17 protein-coding genes and 1 pseudogene are annotated in these 25,661 nt (G+C 65.5%); 10 read left to right on the top strand and 8 right to left on the bottom strand.

Annotated features, from left to right (window positions below; all coding sequences use genetic code 11):
• Positions 1–81: 81 nt before the first annotated feature.
• The gene (gene argS, locus KF838_00315; GenBank protein ID QYK48310.1) at positions 82–1,953 is read left to right on the top strand and encodes an arginine--tRNA ligase; all 1,872 of its coding nucleotides are present in this window, start codon (positions 82–84) and stop codon (positions 1,951–1,953) included.
• Between the two features lies 1 nt (position 1,954).
• On the opposite strand, the gene KF838_00310 is transcribed toward argS, so the two are convergent.
• Both KF838_00310 and KF838_00305 read right to left on the bottom strand, forming a co-directional pair.
• Positions 1,955–3,088, bottom strand: coding sequence for a 6-phosphofructokinase (locus KF838_00310; protein QYK48309.1), 1,134 nt, complete (start codon positions 3,086–3,088; stop codon positions 1,955–1,957).
• 60 nt (positions 3,089–3,148) lie between these two features.
• Entirely contained in the window at positions 3,149–3,379 is a 231-nt protein-coding gene (locus tag KF838_00305) for an NINE protein (protein ID QYK48308.1), read from the bottom strand.
• Positions 3,380–3,573: 194 nt separating this feature from the next.
• Here KF838_00305 and KF838_00300 point away from each other — a divergent pair, with 194 nt between their 5' ends.
• The 4 genes and pseudogenes from KF838_00300 to KF838_00285 all read left to right on the top strand — a co-directional run bounded on the left by KF838_00300 (position 3,574) and on the right by KF838_00285 (position 12,404).
• The gene (locus tag KF838_00300; GenBank protein QYK48307.1) at positions 3,574–4,632 is read left to right on the top strand and encodes a DUF58 domain-containing protein; all 1,059 of its coding nucleotides are present in this window, start codon (positions 3,574–3,576) and stop codon (positions 4,630–4,632) included.
• A 48-nt stretch (positions 4,633–4,680) separates the two neighbouring features.
• Positions 4,681–6,993, top strand: a complete 2,313-nt coding sequence (locus KF838_00295; protein QYK48306.1) for a BatA and WFA domain-containing protein — start codon at positions 4,681–4,683, stop codon at positions 6,991–6,993.
• Entirely contained in the window at positions 6,990–9,392 is a 2,403-nt protein-coding gene (locus KF838_00290) for a hypothetical protein (protein ID QYK48305.1), read from the top strand. The genes KF838_00295 and KF838_00290 overlap by 4 nt, the downstream gene beginning before the upstream one ends.
• 431 nt (positions 9,393–9,823) lie before the next feature.
• Positions 9,824–12,404 (top strand): annotated as a pseudogene (locus KF838_00285) (ATP-dependent Clp protease ATP-binding subunit).
• 102 nt (positions 12,405–12,506) lie between these two features.
• Here KF838_00285 and KF838_00280 read toward each other — a convergent pair.
• The 3 genes from KF838_00280 to KF838_00270 form a co-directional block, all read right to left on the bottom strand.
• The gene (locus tag KF838_00280) at positions 12,507–13,301 is read right to left on the bottom strand and encodes a PEP-CTERM sorting domain-containing protein (GenBank protein ID QYK48304.1); all 795 of its coding nucleotides are present in this window, start codon (positions 13,299–13,301) and stop codon (positions 12,507–12,509) included.
• 304 nt (positions 13,302–13,605) lie between these two features.
• Complete coding sequence (locus KF838_00275; GenBank protein QYK48303.1) at positions 13,606–14,403, bottom strand: hypothetical protein; 798 nt, start codon at positions 14,401–14,403, stop codon at positions 13,606–13,608.
• Between the two features lie 147 nt (positions 14,404–14,550).
• Complete coding sequence (locus KF838_00270; protein ID QYK48302.1) at positions 14,551–15,192, bottom strand: sigma-70 family RNA polymerase sigma factor; 642 nt, start codon at positions 15,190–15,192, stop codon at positions 14,551–14,553.
• Positions 15,193–15,255: 63 nt separating this feature from the next.
• On the opposite strand from KF838_00270, the gene KF838_00265 reads away from it, so the two are divergent.
• Both KF838_00265 and KF838_00260 read left to right on the top strand, forming a co-directional pair.
• A complete protein-coding gene (locus tag KF838_00265) occupies positions 15,256–17,133 on the top strand; it encodes a serine/threonine protein kinase (GenBank protein QYK48301.1) in 1,878 nt (625 codons plus the stop codon).
• Between the two features lie 103 nt (positions 17,134–17,236).
• A complete protein-coding gene (locus KF838_00260) occupies positions 17,237–19,279 on the top strand; it encodes a serine/threonine protein kinase (GenBank protein ID QYK48300.1) in 2,043 nt (680 codons plus the stop codon).
• A gap of 106 nt (positions 19,280–19,385) precedes the next feature.
• Here the strand turns inward: KF838_00260 and KF838_00255 are convergent, their stop codons facing one another.
• The gene (locus KF838_00255; protein QYK48299.1) at positions 19,386–19,916 is read right to left on the bottom strand and encodes a hypothetical protein; all 531 of its coding nucleotides are present in this window, start codon (positions 19,914–19,916) and stop codon (positions 19,386–19,388) included.
• Positions 19,917–20,329: 413 nt separating this feature from the next.
• On the opposite strand from KF838_00255, the gene KF838_00250 reads away from it, so the two are divergent.
• Together KF838_00250 and neuC are read left to right on the top strand one after the other, a co-directional pair.
• Positions 20,330–21,358 carry a nicotinate-nicotinamide nucleotide adenylyltransferase gene (locus KF838_00250; GenBank protein QYK48298.1) on the top strand — a complete coding sequence of 343 codons (1,029 nt, stop codon included), beginning with the start codon at positions 20,330–20,332 and terminating at the stop codon, positions 21,356–21,358.
• A complete protein-coding gene (gene neuC, locus KF838_00245) occupies positions 21,355–22,563 on the top strand; it encodes a UDP-N-acetylglucosamine 2-epimerase (hydrolyzing) (GenBank protein QYK48297.1) in 1,209 nt (402 codons plus the stop codon). Before KF838_00250 ends, neuC begins: the two co-directional genes overlap by 4 nt.
• 6 nt (positions 22,564–22,569) lie before the next feature.
• Here the strand turns inward: neuC and KF838_00240 are convergent, their stop codons facing one another.
• Positions 22,570–24,141 (bottom strand): serine/threonine protein kinase, encoded by a 1,572-nt coding sequence (locus tag KF838_00240; GenBank protein QYK48296.1) that lies wholly within the window; start codon positions 24,139–24,141, stop codon positions 22,570–22,572.
• Between the two features lie 158 nt (positions 24,142–24,299).
• On the opposite strand from KF838_00240, the gene KF838_00235 reads away from it, so the two are divergent.
• Positions 24,300–25,049, top strand: coding sequence for a sigma-70 family RNA polymerase sigma factor (locus tag KF838_00235; GenBank protein QYK48295.1), 750 nt, complete (start codon positions 24,300–24,302; stop codon positions 25,047–25,049).
• Between the two features lie 51 nt (positions 25,050–25,100).
• Here KF838_00235 and KF838_00230 read toward each other — a convergent pair whose 3' ends face one another.
• Complete coding sequence (locus KF838_00230; protein ID QYK48294.1) at positions 25,101–25,631, bottom strand: carboxymuconolactone decarboxylase family protein; 531 nt, start codon at positions 25,629–25,631, stop codon at positions 25,101–25,103.
• Between the last annotated feature and the right edge of the window lie 30 nt (positions 25,632–25,661).

The following is a 25,661-nucleotide window of genomic DNA, read 5'->3' as shown; positions in this document are numbered from 1 at the left end:
CCTGATCCCGCTCCCCATTGCCTCCTCCCCACAGCCCCTCTCCGCCTTGCGCCAACCCATGCCGCACCTACGCTTGGCGGCATGACAGCAGCACGATTCGATCCGGTCGAGATCCTCGATGAGCGGTTCACCACCGCCATCGCCGCCGCATTCCCGGAGGTCCCCGAGGCCGACCGCGATCCCCTCATCACCCCCAGCAAGATGGCCAAGCTCGCGGACTTTCAGTCCAACGGCGCGATGGCCCTGGGCAAAAAGCTCGGCAAAAACCCGCGCGAAGTCGCCGCCGCGATCGCCGCCAAGGTGAACATCGCCGACATCGCCGAACCCCTGACCGACGGCTCCATCGCCGGCCCCGGCTTCATCAACATCAAGCTCCGCTCCGACGCCCTCGCCGCCCTCGTCGCCAACATGGACACGCCCTCCCTTGGTGTGCCCATCCCCGAGGTGAAGGAGACCGCGGTCGTCGATCTCTGCGGCGTAAACCTTGCCAAGCAGATGCACATCGGCCACCTCCGCGCCGTCATCATCGGCGATGCCATCGCGCGGCTCTTCGAACGCCTCGGCCACAACGCCGTGCGCCAGAACCACGTCGGCGATTGGGGCCTCCCCATCGCGATGGTCACGGCCAAGCTCAAGCAGTTGTCCGACGCGGGCACAATCAACCTCGCCACGCTCACGCTCGACTCGATGGAGAAGCTCTACAAGGCGGCCCAGCTCGAGTGCGCCGCGGAAGAGCGGGGCCTGGCGATGGCGCGGAAGTACCGCATGGGCCCGAAGGCCATCGCCGAACTCGAAGCCCAGGTCGAGGGCGCGAAGGAAGCCCTCGCCCACGCCAAGCAGACCCTCGTGAAGCTGCAGGCCCACGAGCCCGCCGTCTTCGCCATCTGGCAGCGCATCAGCGACATCACCATGAAGGCCTGCCTCGACACCTGCGCCGCCCTGCACGCCAACGTCAAGCCCGAGCACTCCGCCGGCGAGTCCAGTTACGCCCTCGAACTCGGCCCCGTCGTCGAAGACCTCACCTCACGCGGCATCGCCGAAGTCTCCGACGGCGCGCTGGTCGTCCGCGTCGAAGGACTCGAAGAACCCTGCATCATCCGGAAAAGTGACGGCGGCTACCTCTACGCCACCACCGATGTCGCCGCGATCAAACGCCGCGTGCAGAAGCTCGGCGGCACGCGCGTCATCTACTGCGTCGATGCCCGCCAGTCGCTGCACTTCAAGCAGGTCTTCGGCGCCGCCCATCGCGCCGGGTACGACATCAACCCCACCACCAGGAAGCCCGCCAAGATGGACCACGCCGGGTTCGGCATGGTGCTCGGCGATGATGGCCGCCCCTTCAAAACTCGCTCCGGCGAGAACGTCAAACTGATGGATGTGATCACCGAGGCGCTCAAGCGTGCCGCGGCTGTAGTCGAGACCCAGAAGGACGCCCCGAACTGGAGCGTTGACGAGAAGGCGAAGATCGCCGAGGCCGTCGGCGTCGCCGCCCTCAAGTACGCCGACCTCTCGAACGACCGCGTGAAGGACTACGTCTTCTCGTTCGATCGCATGCTCGCGTTCGAGGGCAACACCGGCCCTTACCTCCTCTACGCACTGGTGCGTACGCGGAGCGTGCAGCGAAAGGCCGTCGCCGAGCGCGGCCTCACCCCTGCGGCATGGCAGAACGCGCCGATCACCGTTGCCGAGCCCGCCGAGAAGGCCCTCGCGCTCGCTCTGCTCCGGTATCCCGGCACGCTCGCGTCCGCGGCGGATGCCCTCGAGCCCCACCGCATCTGCACCTACCTGTACGACCTCGCGGGCATGTTCAGCACCTTCTACGACCAGTGCCACGTGCTCAAGGCCCCCGACGACGCGACCATGCTCTCGCGCCTGCGCCTCTACTCCCTCACCGAACGCGTGCTGGAGGATGGCCTGACAACACTCGGCCTGCCGACGCTGGAAAGAATGTAACTCACCCCTCCGCAAAGCTCGTCCCCACGCTCCGCGCCGCCGCGAGCAGCGGATGGTCCAGCGGCACGAGCCGCTGCTTGTTGCTCGCCTCCGTCAGCGCAATGTCACCCAGTTTCGCATCCTTCCACACGACCAGGCGTGAGCCGCGCTCCGGGTCCATGTCGCGCGCGGGCCCGCAGCCGAACTTCAGCAACTCCATCGCGTGATCGCCGAACTGCGTCGCCAGCACGCGATCGAGCGCGACCGGCGTTCCGCCCCGCTGCACATGACCGAGGACGACGTAGCGCGACTCTACGCCGATCTTCTCTTCGATCATGCCCGAGAGCGCCTTGCCGATGCCGCCGAGGCGAATCGGGTCCGGGCTCGTCGCCACCACGCGCTCCACGAACGCGCTGCCGCCGGCCATCTTCGCACCCTCCGCGGCACACACAATGCTGTACTTCTTCCCCTCGCTGGCACGCTTCCGGATGTGCTCGCAGACACGATCGACCGAGAACGGAATCTCGGGAATGAGGATGATGTCGCTGCCGCTGGCGATCCCCGCGTGCAGCGCGATCCACCCGGCGTTCCGACCCATCACCTCCACCACCATCACGCGATGATGGCTCGCGGCGGTCGTTCGCACGCGATCGATCGCGTCCGTAGCAGTCTGCACGGCGGTCAGGAAACCGAACGTCAGGTCCGTCCCGTAGATGTCGTTGTCGATGGTCTTAGGCACGCCGATGCAACGCACGCCCCGCTTGACGAACGTATCCGCGCACGACATCGTGCCATCGCCCCCGATGACGACGAGCGCCTGAAGCCCGTGCTTCTCGATGACCGCCATGCACTGGTCGGTGCGATCCTCGATGATCGGCTTTCCGTCCGCCCCGACGCCGCACGCGAACTTCCGCGGGTTGGCCTTGTTGGACGACCCGAGGATGGTACCTCCCTGGAGGAGGATGCCGGAGACGTCTCTCGGCGTGAGCGGCCGGACGCGGTCCTCGATCAGCCCCAGAAACCCGTCCTCGATGCCGACGGTCTGGATGCCGTGCGACGCGGCGTCCTTCACAACGGCGCGGATGACGGCATTGAGCCCGGGGCAGTCGCCGCCCCCCGTGAGGACCCCGATGCGGGAGATGGAGTTGGATGGCATTGGGAATGATAGAGCGTGATGGAGGAGCCCCATCTCCTCCGATGTGAAGCCTGCACAGACTCACGCGTGCGCCGGTCGCCACGCCATCCGCTCGACGCGCTGCTCGAGATTGCTGATCCGCGTCATGCCGGGGATCAGGAAGAGGTCGATGAGCTGCCCGAAGCCCAGCAACCCAAACGTGAAGAGCCAGATCAGGCCCGTGACCCACCGCCCGTGATAGAACCGGTGGAGCCCACAGAGCCCGATGAAGCAGAAGAGCCAGAGGATGTAGGAGACAGGTGTCGAACGCATGGGCCAAGGCCCTCCTGACAGGTGCGCTCCGCGTGTGCGAGGTGTCCGAATCCGGACGCTGCGGAGCGACCTTCCAGCCCTTTATTCGGAACCCCTCCCTTCGCGCTTCACTTTCCGCCTCTGCCGCCCGGAATGGGTACGAGAAGCGGCACCTCGCCGAACCCCGATCGGGATCTGTCGGTACCATTGCCCACATGAGCCCCCCCACCAGCACGGATGCCGGAGAGCGCGGGATCCCAGCGGGTGCCGGAAGCCCCGCGCCCGCCGCCCGACGCGGCGTGCTCCCCGAGGGCGATGCCTCCCTTTACCTCCACCCCCAGACCCTCGCTCGGCTCGGCACCTTTGAGCTCCGCGCCAAGATGATCGTCGAGGGCGTCATGAGCGGCACGCACCGCTCCCCCTACCACGGCTTCAGCGTGGAGTTTGCGCAGCATCGGCCCTACGTCGCCGGCGACGACATCCGCCACCTGGACTGGAAGGTCTACGGGCGGACCGACAAGCTCCACCTGAAGCAGTACCAGCAGGAGACCAACCTCGATCTGATGATCCTGGTCGATTCCTCCGGCTCCATGGACTTCGGCTCACGCTCCTTTGAAGAGGCCTCCGGCGTCGGACGCAAGACCAGCCCGGATGGACGGACATACTGGAGCAAGTTCGATCACGCGACAGCGATTGCTGCGGCTATTGCGTACATCACCCTCCAGCAGGGCGACCGCGTCGGCCTGCTCGTCTACGCCGATGAGGTCCGCGCTCAGCTCAAGCGTTCCAGCGCACAAGGTGTGTGGCGACAGATCGTCGGCGCACTCTCGATGCACCCCGTGGACCGCCCCACCAACCTTCCCCGCGCGGTCGAGCAGGCGATGAGCAAGCTGACGAACCGCTGCCTGCTCGCGATCGTCAGCGATCTGTTCGTGGATCTTGAGCAGTTGAAGACGACGCTGGCCCGCGTCCGCCATCGGGGCCACGATGCCATCCTGTTCCAAGTGCTCGACCGCGCCGAGTTGTTGTTCGATCTCAAGGACGAGGCACCGTTCATCGGTCTCGAAGGCGAGGGGCAGGTCCGCGTTGATCCGCGCGCGATCCGCGAGGCGTATCTGGACGAGCTGCGGAAGCACCTGGAAGGCATCGAGCGGCTTGCCCGCGGGTTCGGCTTCGACCATCAAGTTGTGAGCACGCATGAATGGCTCGGCCCGACGCTCGCGTCCTTTGTCGCTCGACGGAACGCGCAGATCAAGCGTTCGAAACATGCATAGGGAACGGGCAATGGGCATCGTGAATCGTGACCGAGGCAGACACGCCGCATGAACTTCGTGCATCCAATACTCGCGCTGGTCGGTCTCGCGGCAATCGCGCTGCCGATCATCATCCACCTGCTGATCCGCAGGCGTGTCAAGCCCTTGCGCTGGGCGGCGATGCGTTTCCTCCTGGATGCGTACAAGCAGAGCCGCAGGCGTCTCCTGCTTGAGCAGATCCTGGTGCTGCTGGCGCGGTGTGCGCTCGTCGCGTGTGTCGCGCTCGCGCTGGGGCGGCTTCTCTTCGGGGGGAGCGCGGGCGCGGGGCTCGGCTCCGGCACGCGCCCGACCTCGCTCATCCTTCTGATCGATGACTCGCTGACGTCGGGGGCCGGGGATGCTCTGGCAAGGCACAAAGCCGAGGCGGCACGCCTGCTCTCTGAGTTGAATCCCGGCGCGGGAGACACGGCGGCGCTGGTGACGCTCTCTCGCCCGGCCGAGGGCGTTGTGCTGCCACCGAGCAGCGACATCGGAGCGGTGAGGAGCATCATCGAGCGTCTGACACCGACAGACGCCTCCGCCGACCTTGCGGGCGCGCTGAACGAGATCAATCGGTCCGTGCTCGCGATCGACGAGCGTGACCGCCCCCGTATTGTGGTCGCGGTGCTCTCCGACTTTCTCGCGGGCTCGGTGGACCTTCAGACGCCTCTCGCGGCCCTCATGCCGAAGCCCGACGCGTTGCTTTTCTCGGCACCGAGAGCGGATGGCATCGACAACGTGGCGATCACGAGCGTCGAGCCGCTCCGCTCGGTCGTGACGGGCGGGCGTTCGCTCGCTTCGTCGAATCAGGTCCGGGTGACACTGATGAGGTCCGGACCGAGCGTCGGCGAGGCAACGAGCCGCGTCGTGCGTGTCTTGACCACACGCGAGGGGGGCGGCTCCGAGACGCTGGCACAGGCGCAGGCGAGGTTCGAGCCGGGGCAGAGAGAGGCGTCGGTCATCATGCAGGCGAACATCGGGCCGCCCGAGACCGGCTCGCGTGCGTCGCGCGTGATCGCGGCGACGATCGATGCCGACGCGCTCCCCGGCGACGATGGCGTGCATCGCGTGATCGAGTTCCGAGACTCCATCCGAGTGGCGGTCGTCGCGCCGCGCAGGTTCCAGCAACCGACCGAGGGCTCGGGGCTGGATCGATTCGATGCCGCGGACTGGATCTCGCTCGCGCTCGAGCCGATCGCGCAGCAGGTCACGGGCCCGAGAGCGGACATTGAGACATCACGCGTCGAGCCGGGGGCGATCACTTCGGCGCGGCTCGCGGGGTTCGATGCGATCGCGCTGTGCGCGCCGCAGTCGCTCGATCAGACCGGGTGGCGTGCGGTCTCGTCGTTTGTCGATCAGGGCGGGCTGCTCATGATCGTGCCGCCCGCGGGCGTCTCTGTCCACCTCTGGGCGGACCAGCTCGCGTCGCTCGATCTGGGCTGGACGATCGGGCGCGAGGCGAAAGAGTTTGAGCCCGCGCTCTCGCTCGATGCCTCGACATCGCTCTCGCCTCGTGAAGACCTGCTCGCGCTCGTTCGCCCGGAGTTGCAGGAACTGGTGCGAGCAGTCGGCGTGCGTCGTGCACTCCCGCTCGCGATCGATCCGGACCGTCGCGAACGTGCCGTGCTCGGGCTGGCGGATGGCTCGGCCTTCCTCGTGGCCGGAACGCCCAGCGGCGACACGCCGCGTTCGGGGCGCGGGCTCGTGGTGCTCTTCGCCTCTTCGCTCGATCTGGGCTGGACGGACTTGCCGGCCAAGCCGCTGGTCGTGCCGCTCGTGCAGGAGATCGTGCGTCAGGGTGTCGGCGTGGCGCGCGGGATCTGGCACGCATCCGCCGGCACGCTCCCCCCGCTGCCGGCGGGGACGAGCGAGCTGCGCTCGTCGGAGAAGGTGATCGAGACGGGCTCATCAAGCCCGATCACGATCGCGATAGCGGGGCGCGAATCGGCTCCGCCGCCGATCAGACGCTCGGGCGTCTTTCGCGCGCTCGACGCCCAGGGCTCGACGCGCGCATGGATCTCGATCGCGCCCGACCCACGAGCCAGCGACACGAGCCCGGTTGCGCCCGCAGCGCTCAGATCGTGGCTGAGCGCGATCGCTCCCGATTCACCAGCGGCGGAGTTGGCGGTCGCCGAGCGCGCCGAGACAGGGCGGGGTCGGCTCGCCGAGGCGATCGGCACCGTCGACGGCGCGAAGGATCGATCGTTCGCGCTTCTCCTCGCGGCTCTGGCTCTCGCGCTTGCCGAACTCGTGCTCGCGCGATGGTCCAGCCACGCACGCGTCTCGTCAGACCCGACGATCGCTTCGGGGACACGGGCCGGCACCGGAGGGCTCGCGGCATGAACGAGCTGCTGAACCGGCTTCTGTCCACCGAGACACTCCGATTCGGAGATCAGGATGTCCGCTTCGGGCTCACGCGCCCGCTCGAACCGTGGGGCTGGGCTCTGGTCGTGACCGGCGCGGTCCTGCTCGCGATGTGGGCCTACTGGAAACTCGACTCGGGCAGAAGAGCACGCGTCGCGCTCGCGACAGTCCGCGCGATGCTGATCGTGTTTCTGGTGCTGCTTGTGCTCGGGCCGCGGCTCGAAAGACAGAACGAGACCATCGAGCCGGACTGGGTGGTCGTGATGGCGGATCGCTCGGCGTCGATGTCGGTCGCGGATGTCGATGTGCCGGGCCGCTCGACGGATCGCATCACGAGAGACGAGCAGCTGCGCGAGGCGTTGTCGCGTGCGCACCCATCCCTCCAGCGGATCGCGGCGGAGCGCGAGCTGCTGCTCATGGGCTTCGACGGCGCGGCGTTTCCCATCAGAACCAGCAAAGACGACCGCGGGCTCGCGCCGATCACGCTTCCGCCCGCGACCGGCTCGCGCACCTCGCTCTCGAGTTCGCTCTCGCAGGCGCTCGCGAGAACCGCCGCACGCCCCGTCGCGGGCGTGATCCTGCTGAGCGATGGCCGAACGACTGAGCCCCCCGATCGCACGCTGTTGCGCCGGTTGCAGAGCGATCGCGTGCCTGTCTTCCCTCTTGCACTCGGAAGCCCGACACCGATCGGCGACCTGGCAGTCACACAGGCCGTCGCGCCGACGGTTGCCTTTGTGCGCGACACGATCCCCGTGTCGGTGCGGATCGAGCGCAGAGGCGACCCCGAGAATCGGCTCGACGCGACCGTTGAACTAATCGATCAACTGACGGGCCGCGTGTACGAGTCTCGGCCGTTGAGCGATGCCGAGCCGGATCCGACAGACCCCGCGGCGGTCACGCTGACGCTGAGCGGCTCCGATACCGATGCGGGCTCACGCGATTGGAGCGTTCGCATCGTCCCGACAAGGGCCGACCTGATCGCCGAGAACAACACAAAGTCATTCGCGGTTGACCTGCTCGACCGCCCCATCCGCACCGTCTACTTCGATGGGTATCCGCGATGGGAGTACCGGTACGTCAAGAACCTGCTGATCCGCGAGGGCTCGATCAAGTCGTCGAATCTGCTTCTGGCCGTTGAGAAGCGCTTCCTTCAGGAGGGCGACGAGCTGCTGCGTTCGCTGCCCCGATCGTCTGAGGAGTGGGCTCCGTTCGACGTTGTGGTGCTCGGCGACCTGAGGCCCGATCTCTTCACCACCGAACAGCTCCAGCAGATACGCGAGCACGTCGCGATGCGCGGCGGCGGCCTCTTGTGGATCGCCGGGCCCGGCTCAACGCCGAACGCCTGGGGCGAGACGCCGCTGGCCGACCTATTGCCGTTCGCCATAGGGAGCGATTCCGGTGCCGGCATGCGACAGACGGGCTCGGTGCGTGCATGGGATCGACCCGTCGTTGTGAGGCCAGCGCCCGCATCGGAGCGGCTGGGCCTGCTCAACCTCTCTCAGCCGCGCGGCTGGCCTGCACAACTGGCCGACCCCGATACCGGCTGGTCGCTGCTCAGGTGGGCTCAGCGAATCGAACCGGGAAGCGTGAAGCCGAGCGCGGAAACGCTCGCCTTCGCGCACGCGGCCGACGGCCAGCGGGGAGCATCACCCCTCGTGCTGACCATGCGATACGGCGCGGGGCGCGTGATCTATGTGGCGACGGACGAGACCTGGCGTTGGCGGTATGCGCGCGGCGAGACGCTGCAGGAGCGGTTCTGGCTGCCGCTCGTGCGGCTGCTTGCACGCGACAGCGTCGGACGCACGGGATTGCCGGCGGTGCTTGAGCTCTCGCAATCCGTGGTGCCGGTTGAGCAACCGGTGCGGATCGCGGTTCGCCTTCTGGATCAATCGCTGGTTGATGCCGCGCCGAGCACGATTCGCGTTCGGCTCGTGCCGATCGGTGAGAACTCGATCGGCCGCACACCTATCGACCTGCGCCTTCAGCAGGAATCCGACGGCGTGGTTCGGGGCGGGATCCGGACCTATGCCGACGCCTGGGTCGCCCTTGAACCGGGCGAGTATCGAGTCGAGGCATCCGAGCCGATGCTGGCCGGCATCGGGCTTCAGCAACCGCTCTCTATTGTCTTGCCAGATAACGAGATGCGCACCCCAGAGACCGATCACGCCCTGCTGGCGGTGCTCGCCCAGGAGACGGGCGGTCGCATGCTGACACTCCAGGATCTGGAGAATCTCGAAGAGGTTCTCCCTAACCGACAGGTGCGGATCGTCACCCCCCCCACCGTGCAAACACTTTGGGACACTCCACTTGCGCTCATCTGCTTCCTGTTGCTCGCGTGCACCGAATGGATTGGTCGTAAACTGATTCGGCTCGTGTAAGCAGAGCGGGATGTTCCACATGGGCTCTAAACGGCCAGTTGGGGCCACTCTGTGCCCGTGTATGGAGAGTCGTGGCGCACAATGTGCGCGACTGCCCAATTGGCATACCCGGACGGATTCGGCAGCATCCGGACGAATCAGAACGGCGTTTGCGATACGTGAAGGACTTTGGCGAACTGGCACGGCACTTGAACCGATCCAGATTGGTCGAGTGGGCTTCGCTGGCTTCAACCCCAACGATTCCTGAACTCGGGCTGATCCGAAACGTAGGAAGACACGAATCGTGTTGGTGAAAGGAAGTAGGGTTCGAGAGAGCGCGTTGCGGATCGGTTTGTGCGAGAAAGAAGTGCAAGTGCGGCGACCATTCGCGACGTGGGATGCATCAAAGAGAGTGTCAGGCCACGGCTGGGAACAGCCGCAGGAGAACCGCGATGTTTGAGAGATTTACCGATCGAGCCCGCAAGGTCATGGCGTTGGCCAATCAGGAAGCGCAGCGGTTCAACCACGAGTACATCGGCACCGAGCACATCCTTCTGGGTCTTGTGAAGGAGGGCTCTGGTGTCGGCGCGAACGTGCTGAAGAACCTCGATGTTGACCTCCGCAAGGTGCGTCTTGAGGTTGAGAAACTCGTCAAGGCAGGCCCCGAGATGGTGACGATGGGCCGGCTCCCCCAGACGCCCCGCGCCAAGAAGGTGATCGAGTACGCCATCGAAGAGGCCCGCAACCTCAACCACAACTACGTCGGCACCGAGCACCTGCTGCTCGGCCTTCTGCGCGAGCACGACGGCGTCGCGGCACAGGTGCTGATGAACCTCGGCCTGAAGCTCGAAGAGGTCCGCGAGGAGGTCCTGAATCTCCTCGGCGCGGGCACCGAGAGCGAAGAGTCCTCATCGGTCTCTCCCTCAGGCCCCGGCCAGCAGGCATCGGGCGGTCCGGGCGAGGCACGAGGCGGCAAGCGCAAGAGCCAGACCCCCGCGCTCGACTCGTTCGGGCGTGATCTGACCGAGCTCGCACGCGAGTCCGGCCTCGATCCTGTCATCGGTCGCACAAACGAGATCGAGCGTCTGGTCCAGGTCCTCTGCCGGCGTACCAAGAACAACCCGGTGCTGCTCGGCGAGGCGGGCGTCGGCAAGACCGCGATCGTCGAGGGTCTGGCCCAACGGATCATCTCCAACGACGTACCTGAGATCCTTTTCGACAAGCGTCTGGTCGTGCTCGACCTGGCGATGATGGTCGCGGGCACGAAGTACCGCGGCCAGTTCGAGGAGCGCATCAAGGCCGTCATGACCGAGGTCCGCCGCGCCAAGAACGTCATCCTCTTCATCGACGAGCTCCACACCCTGGTCGGGGCCGGCGGTGCGGAGGGCGCGATCGACGCGTCCAACGTGCTCAAGCCCGCGCTCGCCCGCGGCGAGATCCAGTGCATCGGTGCCACAACGTTCGACGAGTACCGCAAGTACATCGAGAAAGACGCGGCCCTTGCTCGCCGCTTCCAGTCGATCCCCGTCGATCCCCCGTCCAGCGAGCAGACCTTCGAGATCATCAAGGGCCTGCGTGAGAAGTACGAGCAGCACCACCGCGTGCGTATCACCGACGAGGCGATCAAGGCCGCCGTCGAGCTCTCCGGGCGTTACATCACGGGGCGCGTGCAGCCCGACAAGTCGATCGACGTGATCGACGAGGCCGGCGCCCGCGTCCGCATCAAGAGCATGACCAAGCCGCCGAACCTCGCCGAGCTCGAGGCCGAGATCGAGAAGCTGACGGTCGCGAAGGACGAGGCGGTCCGGGCCGCAGACTACGAGCGTGCCGCGGAGCTCCGCGATCAGGCCGAGCAGATGCGGAAGAAGAAGGAAGACATCCAGAAGCAGTGGCGGACGCGCTCTCAGGAGTATGACGGCACCGTCGATGAAGAGATCATCGCCGAGGTCGTGAGCAAGATGACGGGCGTGCCGCTCAAGAAGCTCGAGAAGGACGAGGCCCAGCGCCTGCTCAAGCTCGAGGAAGAGTTGCACAAAAAGGTCATCAGCCAGGAAGAGGCCATCAAGGCCGTCTCGAAGGCGATCCGCCGCGCCCGCGCCGGTCTGAAGGACCCCAAGCGTCCTATGGGCTCGTTCATCTTCGTCGGCCCCTCGGGCGTGGGCAAGACCCTGCTCTCCAAGGCGCTGGCGGAGTTCATGTTCGGGAACGAGGACGCCCTCGTCCACCTCGACATGTCCGAGTACATGGAGAAGCACAACGTCTCCCGCCTCGTCGGCGCGCCCCCCGGCTACGTCGGCTACGAGGAGGGCGGCCAGCTCACCGAGCAGATCCGTCGCCGCCCGTACAGCGTCGTCCTGCTCGACGAAGTCGAGAAGGCGCACCCCGATGTCTTCAACATGCTCCTCCAGATCATGGAGGAGGGACGCCTCACCGACTCGTTCGGGCGTCACGTCGACTTCCGCAACACCATCATGATCATGACGAGCAACATCGGCGCTGATCTGATCAAGGGTGGCGGCGGGTTCGGCTTCCAGAAGCGCTCCGACGCGGTCGATCACGACAACGTCAAGACGATCCTTCTGAAAGAGATCGAGCGGTTCTTCAGGCCTGAGTTCATCAACCGTCTCGACGACATCATCGTCTTCCGTCCGCTCACCCGCGAGGACCTCGTCCAGATCATCGAGTACGAGGCGGGCAAGCTCGGCAAGCGACTCGCAGCACAGGGCATCAACCTGACGCTCGACCAGCTCGCCAAGGACTTCCTGATCGAGCGCGGCTACAACCCGGACTACGGCGCGCGGCCACTGCGCCGGGCGATCGGGCAGTTCATCGAGGATCCGCTGTCCGAGATGCTCCTCTCGGGCGACCTGCACAACAAGAACGCCGTCCAGGTGACCCGCCTCGAGGGCGAGGACAAGCTGACCTTCGTCCCGACGGAGGCGCCACCCGCTCCGGCACCGGCTCCGACCGACACGCCCGTCGGCTCCGGCGCACCGAGCACCTGAACCGGCCGCTCGGCTGTTGACGACATGAACAAGGGGCATCCGGCCTTCGCCGGGTGCCCCTTTCTCTCTCACCTCGTCGCATGTTGAAAGTTGAACAACTCCGCGTCATCCGGGAGAAGCGGTGCTGAGTTCACCGGCGTCGCCGTGCCATGACCAATCCGGCGATGCCCGCGATCGCCATCGTGCCGGGGGTCGGGACCTTTGCAGGGCGTGCAAAGTGCATGAGCGGCAACTCCATAGGGAGTGCCCCGACTCCGTCAGGATCCCAGTTGAAAATCGCGACGCCGTAGCGCTCGACCGCATTCCGGGGCGAACGCACGCTGACCGAATGCGACTTGTTCTTGGGCACCAGGATGTCGATCGAGGCAGCGGCCCACTTCACATGGGCGTCCTGGTCGCCGCTGTTAGTCACCGTGTACGTGATCGTGCCGTTCTTGATCGAGCTCGAGAAACCCAGCGATGTGATGCTGCCGAGGAGCCCGCCGAAGCCCGTGAAACTCGCGTCGATGGTGGCGTCGTCGAGGACCACGTTCGACACTTGCGGCGTGTAGGTATCGACGCGAGAGGTCTTCCATTCACCCCCAGGCGACAGCCACTTCAGCTCGCTCCGCTTCCGTTTCACTTCGAGCGTCGTGGACTGGTACGACTCGAACTCGGAGCCGAAAGAACCCTCGCGGCTCATAATCGACCACTTCATCGCGGGATCTCCCCATGAGATCTCGCTCCGCATGTTGCGTGTCCCTTCCTGCACCTCGCGGTAGATGAGCGACTGACTGCCATGGAGCGGCTCGGTCATTTGGTAGAGAAACACATCGGGTCCACCGCCCCCGAAGGAGATGCTCGATCTGATCTCCGCGCACGCGGTGTTGCACAGGAACGCGGTCGAGACGCAGAGGACGCTTCTTGCTGTGTGGGAGGTGTGCATGGCTTCGCCTTGTGTTCTCTGGAGTGTGCTGCCGCGGGAGTCACTCGCACCTCGCCGACGCACGCCCATGCAGTCTCAAGCGAAAGAACGACAGTGAACCGGCGCGCCGCGCGAGTTCTTTCTCGCTTCTCGTGCCGCTCATGGTCAGCGTCTACGACACGCCGCCCGCTTCGGCGCCCACCGACACCCCGTCGGCTCCGGCGCACCGAGCACGTGAGGCAGAGTCGATCTCTTCACGAAATGAACAAGGGGCATCCGGCGAAGGCCGGATGCCCCTTCTTGTTGCTTCGGGTTTGATTCGCGATCAACGCCGACGCCTCGATGCCGCGAGACCCGCAAGCCCGGCGAGGGCGAGTGTTCCCGGTGTGGGGACGCCGCCGGCCGGCGCGAGGTAGCTCACGGAGAAGCCGATGACGCCGTCGCCCAAGCTGCCCCCTTTGGGATTGAACGTGGCGACACTCTTCCGTTCGGTCGCGCCGTTGGCCGCCTTGCGATTCTCGGTCAGCGTCTTGCCGGCATCGATGTCCCCGGAGATTCCGGTTCCGGGCCACGTGACGGTGACTTTGGCATCGGTCTTGTTCTCGACTGTGTACACGATGGTCCCATCCTTCACCGTGCTCTTGAAGACAAGGTGGGTAATGAACTCGCCGACACCATTGCTGGACAGCACATTGAACATCGTGTAGGTGTCCTCGTGCTTGGTGTTGTCAACCGCCGGCACATACGACTTGGCCCGCTTCTCGAACGAGAGCCCCGGTGTCTTCATGCTGAAGTCGCTCAGACGCTCGTTCGACACGAGGTTGGATACCTGCGTGAACATGATGTTCGCGGGCTTATCCGCTGCGGGAGCGGCGATGATCTTGGCGCTGAGCGAAGGGCCCGCCCAGCTCACGTCGTAGCCCTTGTTCTTGTTGCCGTTCTTGATCGTCCAGCTGTAGTACTTCAGCGTCGTGAACGGAACGTCTGTTCTCGAACTCGTGATCGAGCTCTCGTTGATCCCGTTGTTGTCGAGATCGAAGTTCAAGGTGAGATCCGCGTTCGCGGAACCGCACGAAAGAGCCAGTGCCGCAAGAGACGCGAAGATGGTGCGAGGGTTGTTCATGGTGATTCTCCTGAGTGGTGGTGCAAAGTCTGGGTCTTTCCGGGCCTCTGCCCGTGATCCCGACAGACCCTCAGCGTGGACCGCACCCAAGACCGGCGCGAAATCGAGAAAGATCTCTAGAAGTTTCACGCGAGAGCGAGCGACGCCTCACCCCACGCTCAAGAACCGGGCCGCATCTCCCATGAGCCCGCGCAGCTTCTCGACCGCCCGCGACCCCAACCGCCTCACCGCGTCCTCGGACCTCCCCATGTCCCGCGCGATCTCGGAGATCGACTCCTGGTCCAGCAGCAGGCGTTGCACCACCGTGCGCTGGTCCGGGTCCAGCCGCGCGATTGCCACCATCATCGCGGCAACCGCCTCCTGCCTGCGGGGCAGCACACTGGGCGTCTGGAGGTCGGGCATGCACTGCCCGAGGAACGACTCGTGGCGCGACATTCCTCCCGGCGTCACGGCGACTCGCCCCTCTCCTCGCTTCTTCGCACGATGCCTGCGCACCGCATCGATGAAGCGATGGTCAAGTATCGTTGAGATCCAGCGGTAGAACGACTCCTCGCCCTGATCCGTGAAGCCCGGCAGATCGGCGACCGCCTGGATGTACGTCTCCTGCAGCAGGTCGTCCGGATCGATCCGGCCCTGCCACTCCGGTCCGATCTTCCGTGCGGCACGCCCGAGCAGCCGGTCGTGGACTGAGCCCAACAACCGCTCGATCGCGCGATCGTCGCCGGCTTGTGCCGCACGCACAAGGGCAGCGTCGTAGGAAGAGTGCTGGTCGCCAGTGTACGTTTGCATCCCGGGGATTATACTGGGCGTCTTCGGCGGCACCTCTGTGCCTGCCAGACCGGGGCGAGCCGCATGCCTGATCCGCAACCAGGTCTGCCTTCCGAAGACCGGCCCTCGCAGGGTCCATCCTACACGAGTTCGTTCGGTGATGTCGTGCGTATCCGGGACGAGCCCCTGCCCGAAGCCCCAGGGTATGACCTCGTTGAGGAGATCGGGCGTGGCGGCATGGGGGTTGTCTATGAGGCCTACCAGCGTTCAACCGGGAGAAAGGTCGCCATCAAGTTCATGCGTGGGCTGGGACGGGACCTCTCCATTCGCTTCGAGCGAGAGATCGACCTGCTCGCGCGTCTGTCGATTCCCGGGGTTGTCTCGGTGATCGACTCTGGCGTCCACAACGGCAACTGGTATTACGCGATGGAGCACATCGACGGGGAGCCGCTCGACGAGCGCGTGCAACCCGGCAAGGGAGATGTGCGCGAGACGATGGGGCTTGTCGCGTCTGTTGCCGAGGTCGTGACCAGCGCGCACGAGCGGGGCGTCTTGCATCGCGATCTCAAGCCGTCGAACATCCTCGTCGAGAAGGATGGGCGCGTCAGACTGCTCGACTTCGGGCTCGCCAAATCGATCGATCCGGATTCGGGCGTGAACGCTGAAGTCACGATCTCCGAGCCGGGGCGACCGATGGGGACGCTCGCGTACATGCCCCCGGAGCAGGCATCGGGCGAGGGCGCGTCGGTCAGGAGCGACGTCTACGCGATCGGTGTGATCGCGTTCTATCTGCTGACGGGTCGCCATCCGATCGAGATCGGGGGGACACTGATCGAGGCCGTCCAGCGCATCCGTACAACGCCGATCCCGAAGCCGTCGGCGTATCGCCCCCGCGTAAGCACGGACATCGACGCGATCATCTCGAAGGCGACAGCCAAACTCCAAGCGGACCGCTACGCCACCGCTGCGGAACTCGCGTCAGATATCCGGAACCACCTCGCCGGGCGGCCGATCAGCGCGCGTCGGGTGTCGGGCGTTGTCCGTGTCTGGCGATGGGTGATGCGGAACAGGATTCTCGTGGGTGTGGTGGGCGGGGCATTGATTGCCATGATTGTGATGGGCATCGCGTCTTTCATGCGCGTCGTCCGCGAGCGAGACCGCGCCAACTCGCTCTTGCTGGAGACCTTCTCCCACTTCAGTGATATCTCGCAGATGGAAGACATGGCGTTCAAGCGTGCCGCAGCTGCCGAGCGGATCTACGGCAAGCAGAGCCGCCTGTATGTCGTCGCGACGCTGCAGTACGCCATTCTTCTCGAACACCGACAACGCTATGTCGAGGCCGAGCACCTCGCCCGAGAAGCTCTCGCCGTGCTCGCAGAACTGAAGGGGATCTCAGATGGGGACAGATCGCTCGCGTCCTTGTACATGGGGCGGATCCTCGGCTGGCAGGGAAAGCATGATGAAGCGATCAAATTGCTGACCGAATCAAGGTCGCTGGCGAGAAACGCCAGACTGGGCGGGAGAGTGGATCCGTTCGCGGCCGGTCACACGGAGGCCCACGCCGCCCTCTTCCTGGGCAATAACCTGCAACTCGTCGGACGACACAGTGACTCGCTCGAACCCCTTGAGTATGCGTATCGGTGGTGGGCCGAAGACCCACCGACACGCGATGACGGGTGGTACACTGGGGCGATCCGCACATACGCCGAGTCGCTGCTCCGGATCGGAGAGGTCGCACAAGCCGAGGGTGTGCTTCTGGAGTCGTACCAGCGCGACTCTGCCGCGGTCCCCATGGACCTGCCGCGTCATCTGAGAAACGCAGTGGCACTCGCGGATTTCTACACAGCAGTCGGACGCGCCGATGACGCAAAGCCGTACCGGGACGAGGTCGCGCGGGCTCTTGACGCTGGGATCATGCCGCTCAAGCAGGATGTTCGATATCCGGAGTTCCCGCCCGAGTAACGAAGCACCTGCGAATGAACGACACGGATCCCTGGATGAAGCACGGGCGAGTATTCCAAGGTTGTATACTGCGCCTGTGCCGCGTGGCACCCGGGAGAATCGCATGGCCGAGCCAACGGAAGAGCGATTGATCGCCATGGCGGTCGCCCGATACTTCGGGAACACGGGGCCGAGCGATGGAGCCGAACCCTGCCCTCCCACGCGCCCGAGCGTTGACGCCTTGCTCGACGAATTATTCCCGAGCGTGAACGCGGAGGCGCGTGCATCGCTTCGCACATCGCTGATCGGGGCGATCAGCGGCGCATCCAGAGCGTCTCACGCCGAACGCGATCGCCACGCCGTGATCGGAACCGATCTCGGATCATCGATCCCAGAGGTCCCCGGATATGACCTGATCGAGGAGATCGGGCGGGGCGGCATGGGCGTGGTGTACGAGGGGTACCAGCGTTCGACCGGGCGCCGCGTCGCCGTCAAGTTCATGCGGGGCTCGGGGCGAGACCTCTCGCTCAGGTTCGAGCGAGAAATCGATCTGCTCGCGAGACTGTCGCACCCGGGGATCGTCTCTGTGATCGACTCGGGAGCCGCCGCAGACCGGTACTACTACGTCATGGAGTATGTCGAGGGCCGCCCGCTCGACCAGCACCTCACGCCCGGCACGAGCGAGCCGCGCAACGTTCTGAAACTTCTCGCTGACATCGCCGACGTTGTGAATGACGCGCACCAGCGGGGCGTGCTGCACCGTGATCTGAAGCCCGCGAACATCCTTGTTGAGTCCAACGGGCGTATCCGCCTCCTCGACTTCGGTCTCGCAAAGGCGATCGATCCCGATACCGGCGTCAACGCCGAACTGACGATCTCCGAAGCCGGGCGGCCGATGGGGACGCTCGCGTACATGCCTCCCGAGCAGGCATCGGGCGGCTCCAGCGGGATCTCGGTCCGCAGCGATGTGTACGCCCTCGGTGTGATCGGGTACTACCTGCTGAGCGGGCGTCACCCGATCGACGTTGACGGAAAGCTGCTGGATGTCATCAAGCGGATCCAGCACGAGCAACCCGATCGCCCATCTTCAATCCGGAACGGACTCGGCGCGGACATCGACGCGATGATCGGCAAGGCCACGTCGAAACTGCCGCAGGATCGCTACGCGACCGCCTCGGACTTCGGCGCGGACATCCGGCGCTATCTCGCAGGATTGCCGATCGAGGCCCGGCGCGTCTCCGACATCGTCCGCTCGTGGCGATGGATCAAGCGGAACAGGGCGCTGGCCGCCGTGGTCTGCGTCTCGGCGCTTCTCGTGGTCTCGTTCGGTGTCGCGGCGTTCCTGAGAGTCGTTGACGAGCGTGACAAGGCCCGCCGGATCGCAAGCCATTCGATGCGGGAACTCAGCCGCCTGCAATCGTCAGAAGAATCCACGCGGGCTGCGGTCACCGAGGCGAGAGAGTTGTACGGCGAGAACTCCGCGGTGTACGCCGACGCCCTGATCCGGCTCGCCCTTGTCATGGAACGGTCTTCGCAGCACACCGCCGCCGCGCTCGAGGCGGGTCGTGCGCTCGAGATCGTGAAACGGATCCTCCCCGAGTCCGACCCGCTGTACTCGATGGCCCATCTGCACTACGGACGCATGATCTTCCAGCCGGGACGGTACATCGACTCTGAGCCAGTTCTGCGAGAGGCGGTCCGACTGCTCGAAGCACACCCGGCGTTTGATGGGCTCGCACTGGCCCAGGCCCGGATGTACCTCGGCTCGGCGCTGCACCAGATCCCCGGGCGCATGCCGGAGGCCGAGCGGTACCTGCGGGAGTCTTACGAGTGGTACCGCCAGCATCCGGATCGCGATGATGGATACATGACGGGTGTGCTGCGCATGCTGGCCAGCGCGATCGCGAATCAGGGGCGTGTGGAAGAGGGGGAGGCCGAGCTGCTCCGTGCCCTTCACGAGGAGGAGCAGCGAGAGCTTCCTGATCCTGCCAGACGCCTTCGCTTGCTGCTCTTCCTCGCCGATTACTACACCGCGGGCAGACGCATGGACGAAGCGGCCGTCTATCGCGAGAAGGCGCAGGCGGATCTGGCCAAGGGGATCGATCCGTTCTCCGTGCCGACACCGGCGCAGCGCTACCTCGGTGAATCCGAGGCGGACCCACGCTGAAGCCCAGGCGAGCCGTGTCTTGACAGCAACAAAGGAAGAAGCCCGGCCCCAAGACGGGACCGGGCTTCGAGAGTGATCAGAAACAAACCGTCACGAACAAGATCGATCAGCGCCGACGACGCGCGACGAGCCCGGTCAGGCCGAGCATCGCAAGTGCCGAAGGTGCCGGGATCATGCCGATCGTGATGTCAGCCGACGTGGACGACATCTGGAGGGTGTAGGTGCCGAAGTCGCCGTTGTCGAACCCGGAGACGACGACGTAGTACTGCGTGCCACCCGTCAGACCGGTCGTGAATGCCGAGTTGGCACCAACGCCGGAGTCATCGTCGCCGATGATGACGTTCGAGAGAGCCGATGCGGGATTGAACCCGCCCGGGCCGTAGAGGTGCATGAATGTGTCGAAACCGGTCGCGGCGGCGATGATGTCGAAGATCACCGATGCGTTGATGTTGGTGTACATCGGAATGACTTCGTACCGCACGGCCGTTCCGACGCCGGAGAGGCCTGTCGGAGGGTTGCCCGCGAGAGCGCGGTTGAATGTCGAGCCGCCGGTCGTGTCACCGCTGTACTCCTCAACATCCGCCATCACTGAACCGGCGAGAAGCGCGAACGCGCACAGAGAAACCACCTTCTTCATGTTCAAGGCCTCCTCGTATGAGAGTGGATAGCTGTCTCGGACGGCTCTCAAGGAACACATGCCACTGCGCCCACCACGGACGCCACGAACCGACCGACCAGTCTCCCCTCAGAAATAACTTGCAGATTCTGAACGTCTTGCCCTCGGAACGAGCATACCCGACCAGCCATGCATGAAGAAGCCCAAATCTCACACGTACCTGCGATTGTCTGTGCATACCGCCCATAACCGGCACGCGGACTCAGCAATCACGCGTCGTGAACGTCTTGACCACCGTGGCATCCGTGTTTCCCTGGTGTGGGCGCACACGTCCGAGAATCACACGCGGCATCGGCCTTTCAGCAGCAGCTCTCACTGCGAGATCGTCGGGACGAGTACCACACAGCCGTTCCCGTTCCCCTAACATCAGTCGAGTGAGCAAACGATCCGCAAAGCCCGCTGCCTCCGCAACACGTCCCGCCCAACGTGGCACACCCGGCGAGGCCCCCATCACACCCCTCGAAATCCCCCGCAATGTGAAGACCCTCGTCGTCTTCGGCGGCTCGTTCGATCCCCCCCACTTCATGCACATCGCGGCACCGATCATGACCGTGGTCCGAATGTACGGGCCGAAGGAAGGGTGGCTCCTGTATGTGCCCGCAGCCCGCAGCCCACACAAACAGTCCGTCGTCGCCCCTGATGACCATCGGCTCGCGATGCTCCGCCTTGCCATCGACATCCCCGGGCCGCGCTCGATCTGGACCGACGAGCTCGATCGCGCCCGCTGGCAACGTGAGCACAAACGCAAGCCGTCTCCCTCCTACACCATCGACACGCTCCGGCGCCTGCACAGCATCGTTCCCGCTCGCGTCAAGCTCCGCTTGCTGATCGGCTCCGATCAGGTGTGGGAGTTCCACCGCTGGAAAGAGCCGCGCGAGATCATCCGGCTGGCCGAGCCGCTCGTGCTGGCGCGCGAGCCGACGGGAAGCGTCAGTTCGGTGTATGCCGCGCTCGACGACGAGTTCTGGACGCGTGAAGAGAAACGCGAGTGGTGCGCGCGGTTGGCTCCCAACTTCCCGCTTGAAGCGGCATCGACCTCAGTGCGGCTCGCGATTCCCGGCGCGCCCCACAACGCCGAAGCATGGAAGCGCCGGAAGGCCCTCCGCGATATCCCTACTCCCGTCGCTCGCCACATCATCGCTTCCAACCTCTACGGGTTTCGCGCCGGCACACCGCGCGACCTCGCGCCAGAAGAGATGCCGCAGACGCTGACGGGCGACACGCCCGGTACGATGGAGCGGGTGCGAAACTCGCTGATCCTGCAGCTCGCGAAGAACGTCGCATCGCCGACCGGCTCCAGGAAGCGAAAGCGGCGCCCGAAACCGACTTCAAAGCCCCATGGCGCACGCACGCCTCGCAACACACTCCAGAACAAGAAGTCCTTAAGGAGCAAGAACCGATGATCGGCGACGGCTGGGATGGCGAACCCTCGGTCCGACCCGGCGAGTACGCCGAGCCGCTCGGCGCGCCGAGCGCGGGCACCAAGCGAATCCTCGTGGTCACCGGCTCGCGCGCCGACTTCGGCCTCCTCGTCCCCGTCATGCGCGAGATCGAGACCAAGCCGGGGCTCGAACTCCTCGTCGTCGCCGCGGGCTCCCACCTCGTCACGCCCGCACTCACCTATCGCGACGTCAAGAAGCTCTTCCCCGTCGCCGACGCCGCGATCATGCAGACACCCGGGCGCACCACGCGTCTCGATGATGCCGAAGCCACCGGCCGGGGCGTCCACCGCTTCGCCCGCATCTACCGCCGTCTTCAGCCGACCTGGGTCCTCGTCCTCGGCGATCGCATCGAGGCCTTCGCCGCCGCGTCCGCCGCGGCGATCGCCGGCATCCCCATCGCGCACATCCACGGCGGCGACCGCGCCGAGGGAGTCGCCGACGAATCGCTCCGCCACGCCATCACCAAGCTCGCGCACCTGCACCTCGCGGCGACCGCCGCGTCGGCGCAGCGGATCGTCCGCATGGGCGAACGCCCCGAGACCGTTCACATCGTGGGTTCCCCGGCGATCGACGGCCTCTCGCGTGTCCAGCCGATGAGCGACGATGCGTCACGATCATTCGGCGATCCGGACACGCTCCTGCTCATGCATCCGATCGGCCGACCCGCGGAGCACGAAGAGGCGAGCGTGTGCGGCGTCATCGATGCCCTTTCCGGCAGGCGCGTCCTCGCCCTCGATCCAAACCTCGATCCAGGGCGCGACGGCATCATGCGGGCCCTCGACGCGAGCTCGACCTCTGCGATCGTGCATCGCCTGGCCCACATGGAGCGCCCGCTCTTTCTCTCGTTGCTGAAGCGGCTCGCGGTCTCGGGAGGGCTGATCGTCGGTAACTCATCCGCAGCATTGATCGAGGCCGCGGCCCTCAAACTCCCCGCGGTCAACGTCGGCCCGAGACAAGCGGGGCGGGAGCGTCCTCCGAATGTCGTGGATGCACCCTCGGAGACAACGCACGAGGTTCGCCAGGCGATCCAGCTCGCGATGTCGATCGATCGCGAGGCGATCACGCATCCGTACGGCGACGGCCACAGCGGCGCGAGAATCGCCGATCTGCTGGCCCAGGCACCGCTTCCCGATGAACGCACGCTCAGAAAGCGGAACGCGTACTGATCGCACTCACGGGCGCTCCTCGATCCTCTCGGCGAATGTCTTGGTGGGCGGCTCGGCGAGGATGTGCCCCTTGCCCGCCTCGCCCGGCTTGAAGACCAGCCGCTCGCGGATCATCTTGCGGAGCCGGGCGCGCAACGCCGGATCCGCCCTGGACTGCCGGAGCGCATCGTCCATGTCGCGGAGAAGCCGGCGCGTCATCCGCTTCAAGGCCATCAGTTCTTTCTCGACCGATGCCCGCTCGTTCTCCGCGCCGCGCCGCCGGGCACGCTCGCCCGCCAGAAGTTGCCCCGTGTGGTTCTGTTTCGCGCGGAGCTCGTCGCGTTCGCGCCGCAGCCCGAGCGCAGCCGCTCCGAGCCCCGCAGCAGGAAGCAGCATCGCCGCAACAACAGCCCCCGCGCGGACGACATCGGCAACCTGCACGATGAGCGAGACCGCCAGCATCACCGCCAGTCCGCCGAGGATCACCACAGGCAGCAGGGCACGGCGCTTGAAGACCTCACGAACCAGCCGCCCCGCCGCGCCCCCCGCGCTCGCGTGGACGGCATGCCCGGCGAGACAGCGGCGGATGTCCTCTGCCAGATCCTGCACGCTCTGGTACCGCTTCGAGGGATCCTTCTCGAGCGCACGCATCACGATCGCGTCCAGATCGCGGCTGATCGCCCTCGAAACACTGCGCGGGCGAGGCGGGACCTCATCGGTCACCACCTTCATCGCCTGGTGCACAGGCAACTCGGACACCTTGTATGGCAACTGCCCGCACACAAGCTCGTACAGCACCACGCCGAGCGCGTAGACATCCGCCCGGGCGTCGAGCATCAACGGATCGCCGTGGCACTGCTCCGGCGACATGTACTGGATCGTGCCGAGCACCTGCCCCATGTCCGTGCTGGTCGTCGCGGCGACATCCGCGTCGGTCGTCTTGGCGATGCCGAAATCGATGATCTTCGGCCAGCCCGTGTCGTCCACAAGGATGTTCGCCGGCTTGAGGTCGCGATGCACCACGCCCTGGCGGTTCCCGTGATGGACGCCGTCGCAGACATGCAGGAAGAGCCGCAGCTTCCGGTCGAGTTCGAGCCCGCGATCAGAGGCGTAGAGCGTGATCGGCCTTGCCAGCGGGATCAGCTCCATCGCGAAATAGGGCAGACTCGATCCTGTCGGCTCGTCTCGATGCACGCCCGCGCCGAAGATCGTCGCGATCGCCGGGTGACGCAGCTTCCCGAGGATCGCGCACTCGCTCTGGAAGCGACGCAGATTGGTCGGCGACATCGCGTTGGATTTGAGCACCTTGAGCGCGACGCTGCGGTGAGGGTTCTCCTGGCGCGCCTCGTACACGGTCCCCATGCCGCCGGAGGCGATCGTCCGCACGATCGAGTACTCACCGATCCGGGGCGAAGCCGAGAGCACAAGCCCCGGCGCATCCAGGTCCTCCGAGAACACATCCTCCATCAACTGCCCCGCGGCATCGGCGGTCAGTGCGCCCTCATCGCCCGGCCCGAACTCGGCGCGCACCGGCTCTTTCGGCGGCTCGTCACGCGACACCGGAAACCCGTTCCAGTCTTCTTCGCTTCGCTCGGACATTCGCTCCCGGTCCAAGCCCACCCGCCCCGCTACCCCTTCCGAACCGGCACCCACCGATTCGCACCCCGACGAGATCCGATCCACTCGCCCTGAGCATCTTACCACATACACTCCCTACCGATTGGCGAACCCGGTCAATCATGCGGGGAGATGCTGCCATGCCTGATTCGTCGGCCGCCGCCTTTCGCACCACACGATGGTCGCTGGTGCTGAGGGCCCAGGGGAGCGGGACCGAACTCGACCAGCTCCTTCGCCTCTACTGGCGGCCTGTCTACGCGTGGCTCCGACGTCAGCGCCGATCCAGGCACGACGCATCGGACCTCACACAGTCCTTCATCTGCGATGTTGTGCTCGCCCGCGATCTCTTGGCAAAGGCCGAGAAGGGAAGGGGACGGTTCCGGTCGTACCTGCTCACCGCGCTCTCCCGATTCCTGATAGACGAACACCGCCACCGGACGGCCTCGACCCGCGCGCCGGCCACGCCCGTGCGCTCGCTCGACGCGCCCGCCTTCGCGCACCCCGAGCGAGGCAGACCGCTCCTCGACGCCGCGGAGCCCTCTCCGACGGATGATCCTGTCAGAGCGTTCGAACGCCAATGGGCGACAACCGTGATCGAACTCGCGCTCGAACGCTTCGAGCGGAAGTGTGTCGAAGAAGGGCTGGATGCGCAGCACACGGCGTTCATGCTCAACGTCGTCGCGCCCGCGACGCGAGGGAGCAAGAGCCAGTCTCTCGAAGCCCTGGCCAAGTCTCTCGGCTTGAGCGATTGGACCAAGGCCGGATCGACGATCCAGACCGCCAAGCGACGCTTCCGCAGGGAACTCGAGCGCGTGGTCCTAGAGACGCTCGAAGACCCCCGCGATCTCGCAGACGAGTTGCGAGCGATCCGAGATGCGCTCAAGCAGTGAGGCCGTCGCGCGACTCGGTCTCACTCGTCGCAGCAAGATGGAGCGAGCGGTTCAGATGCTCGGAGCGGGCGGGAAATCGATCGGTGTCTGCGCGATGTGATTGAAGTAGTTGGTGTAGACCGCCAGCGCGTACCCGGCCACGACCTCGGCGATATGGCCATCGCCGTACCCGGCGCTCTTGAAGGCCCGGATGTCGTCGTCGCTGATGTGGCCGCGCTTCTCGTGGATCGCAACGGTGAACCGCGCGAGCGCGTTGAGTTTCGGATCGCTCATGGTGCCGCGCCGCGCTTCGATCGTCTGTGCCTCGGTCAGCCCGACGGACTTCCCGATCGCCGTGTGGGCCGCCTCGCAGTATCCGCAGCCGTTCAGCGAGCCGACAGCCAACTGAACCACTTCACGCTCCTTGCCGCTGAGCCCGCCATGGCCGAGCGCGCCGGACAACCCGAGATATGCCTGCAGGGCGGCCGGCGAGTTGGCCATGGCCTTGAAGATATTGAAGTGCTTCCCGGCCAGAGGCCCGTCCAGAATCTCCTTGACCTTGCCGGTGGACGAGGCGGGATCGATCAATGACAGGCGGGCCATGCGCGTGCTCCTCTCAACGTGTGGTGCTCA

The sequence above is a fragment of the Phycisphaeraceae bacterium genome, from assembly GCA_019454185.1.
Classification (GTDB): Bacteria; Planctomycetota; Phycisphaerae; order Phycisphaerales; family UBA1924; genus JAHBWV01.
This window is presented reverse-complemented; position numbering and strand designations above follow the sequence as displayed.

Excerpts from the sequence above, each read along its gene's own strand:
- argS (QYK48310.1), top strand. The coding sequence starts at position 82 with ATGACAGCAGCACGATTCGATCCGGTCGAGATCCTCGATGAGCGGTTC.
- KF838_00310 (QYK48309.1), bottom strand. The coding sequence starts at position 3,088 with ATGCCATCCAACTCCATCTCCCGCATCGGGGTCCTCACGGGGGGCGGC.
- KF838_00305 (QYK48308.1), bottom strand. The coding sequence starts at position 3,379 with ATGCGTTCGACACCTGTCTCCTACATCCTCTGGCTCTTCTGCTTCATC.
- KF838_00300 (QYK48307.1), top strand. The coding sequence starts at position 3,574 with ATGAGCCCCCCCACCAGCACGGATGCCGGAGAGCGCGGGATCCCAGCG.
- KF838_00295 (QYK48306.1), top strand. The coding sequence starts at position 4,681 with ATGAACTTCGTGCATCCAATACTCGCGCTGGTCGGTCTCGCGGCAATC.
- KF838_00290 (QYK48305.1), top strand. The coding sequence starts at position 6,990 with ATGAACGAGCTGCTGAACCGGCTTCTGTCCACCGAGACACTCCGATTC.
- KF838_00280 (QYK48304.1), bottom strand. The coding sequence starts at position 13,301 with ATGCACACCTCCCACACAGCAAGAAGCGTCCTCTGCGTCTCGACCGCG.
- KF838_00275 (QYK48303.1), bottom strand. The coding sequence starts at position 14,403 with ATGAACAACCCTCGCACCATCTTCGCGTCTCTTGCGGCACTGGCTCTT.
- KF838_00270 (QYK48302.1), bottom strand. The coding sequence starts at position 15,192 with ATGCAAACGTACACTGGCGACCAGCACTCTTCCTACGACGCTGCCCTT.
- KF838_00265 (QYK48301.1), top strand. The coding sequence starts at position 15,256 with ATGCCTGATCCGCAACCAGGTCTGCCTTCCGAAGACCGGCCCTCGCAG.
- KF838_00260 (QYK48300.1), top strand. The coding sequence starts at position 17,237 with ATGGCCGAGCCAACGGAAGAGCGATTGATCGCCATGGCGGTCGCCCGA.
- KF838_00255 (QYK48299.1), bottom strand. The coding sequence starts at position 19,916 with ATGAAGAAGGTGGTTTCTCTGTGCGCGTTCGCGCTTCTCGCCGGTTCA.
- neuC (QYK48297.1), top strand. The coding sequence starts at position 21,355 with ATGATCGGCGACGGCTGGGATGGCGAACCCTCGGTCCGACCCGGCGAG.
- KF838_00240 (QYK48296.1), bottom strand. The coding sequence starts at position 24,141 with ATGTCCGAGCGAAGCGAAGAAGACTGGAACGGGTTTCCGGTGTCGCGT.
- KF838_00235 (QYK48295.1), top strand. The coding sequence starts at position 24,300 with ATGCCTGATTCGTCGGCCGCCGCCTTTCGCACCACACGATGGTCGCTG.
- KF838_00230 (QYK48294.1), bottom strand. The coding sequence starts at position 25,631 with ATGGCCCGCCTGTCATTGATCGATCCCGCCTCGTCCACCGGCAAGGTC.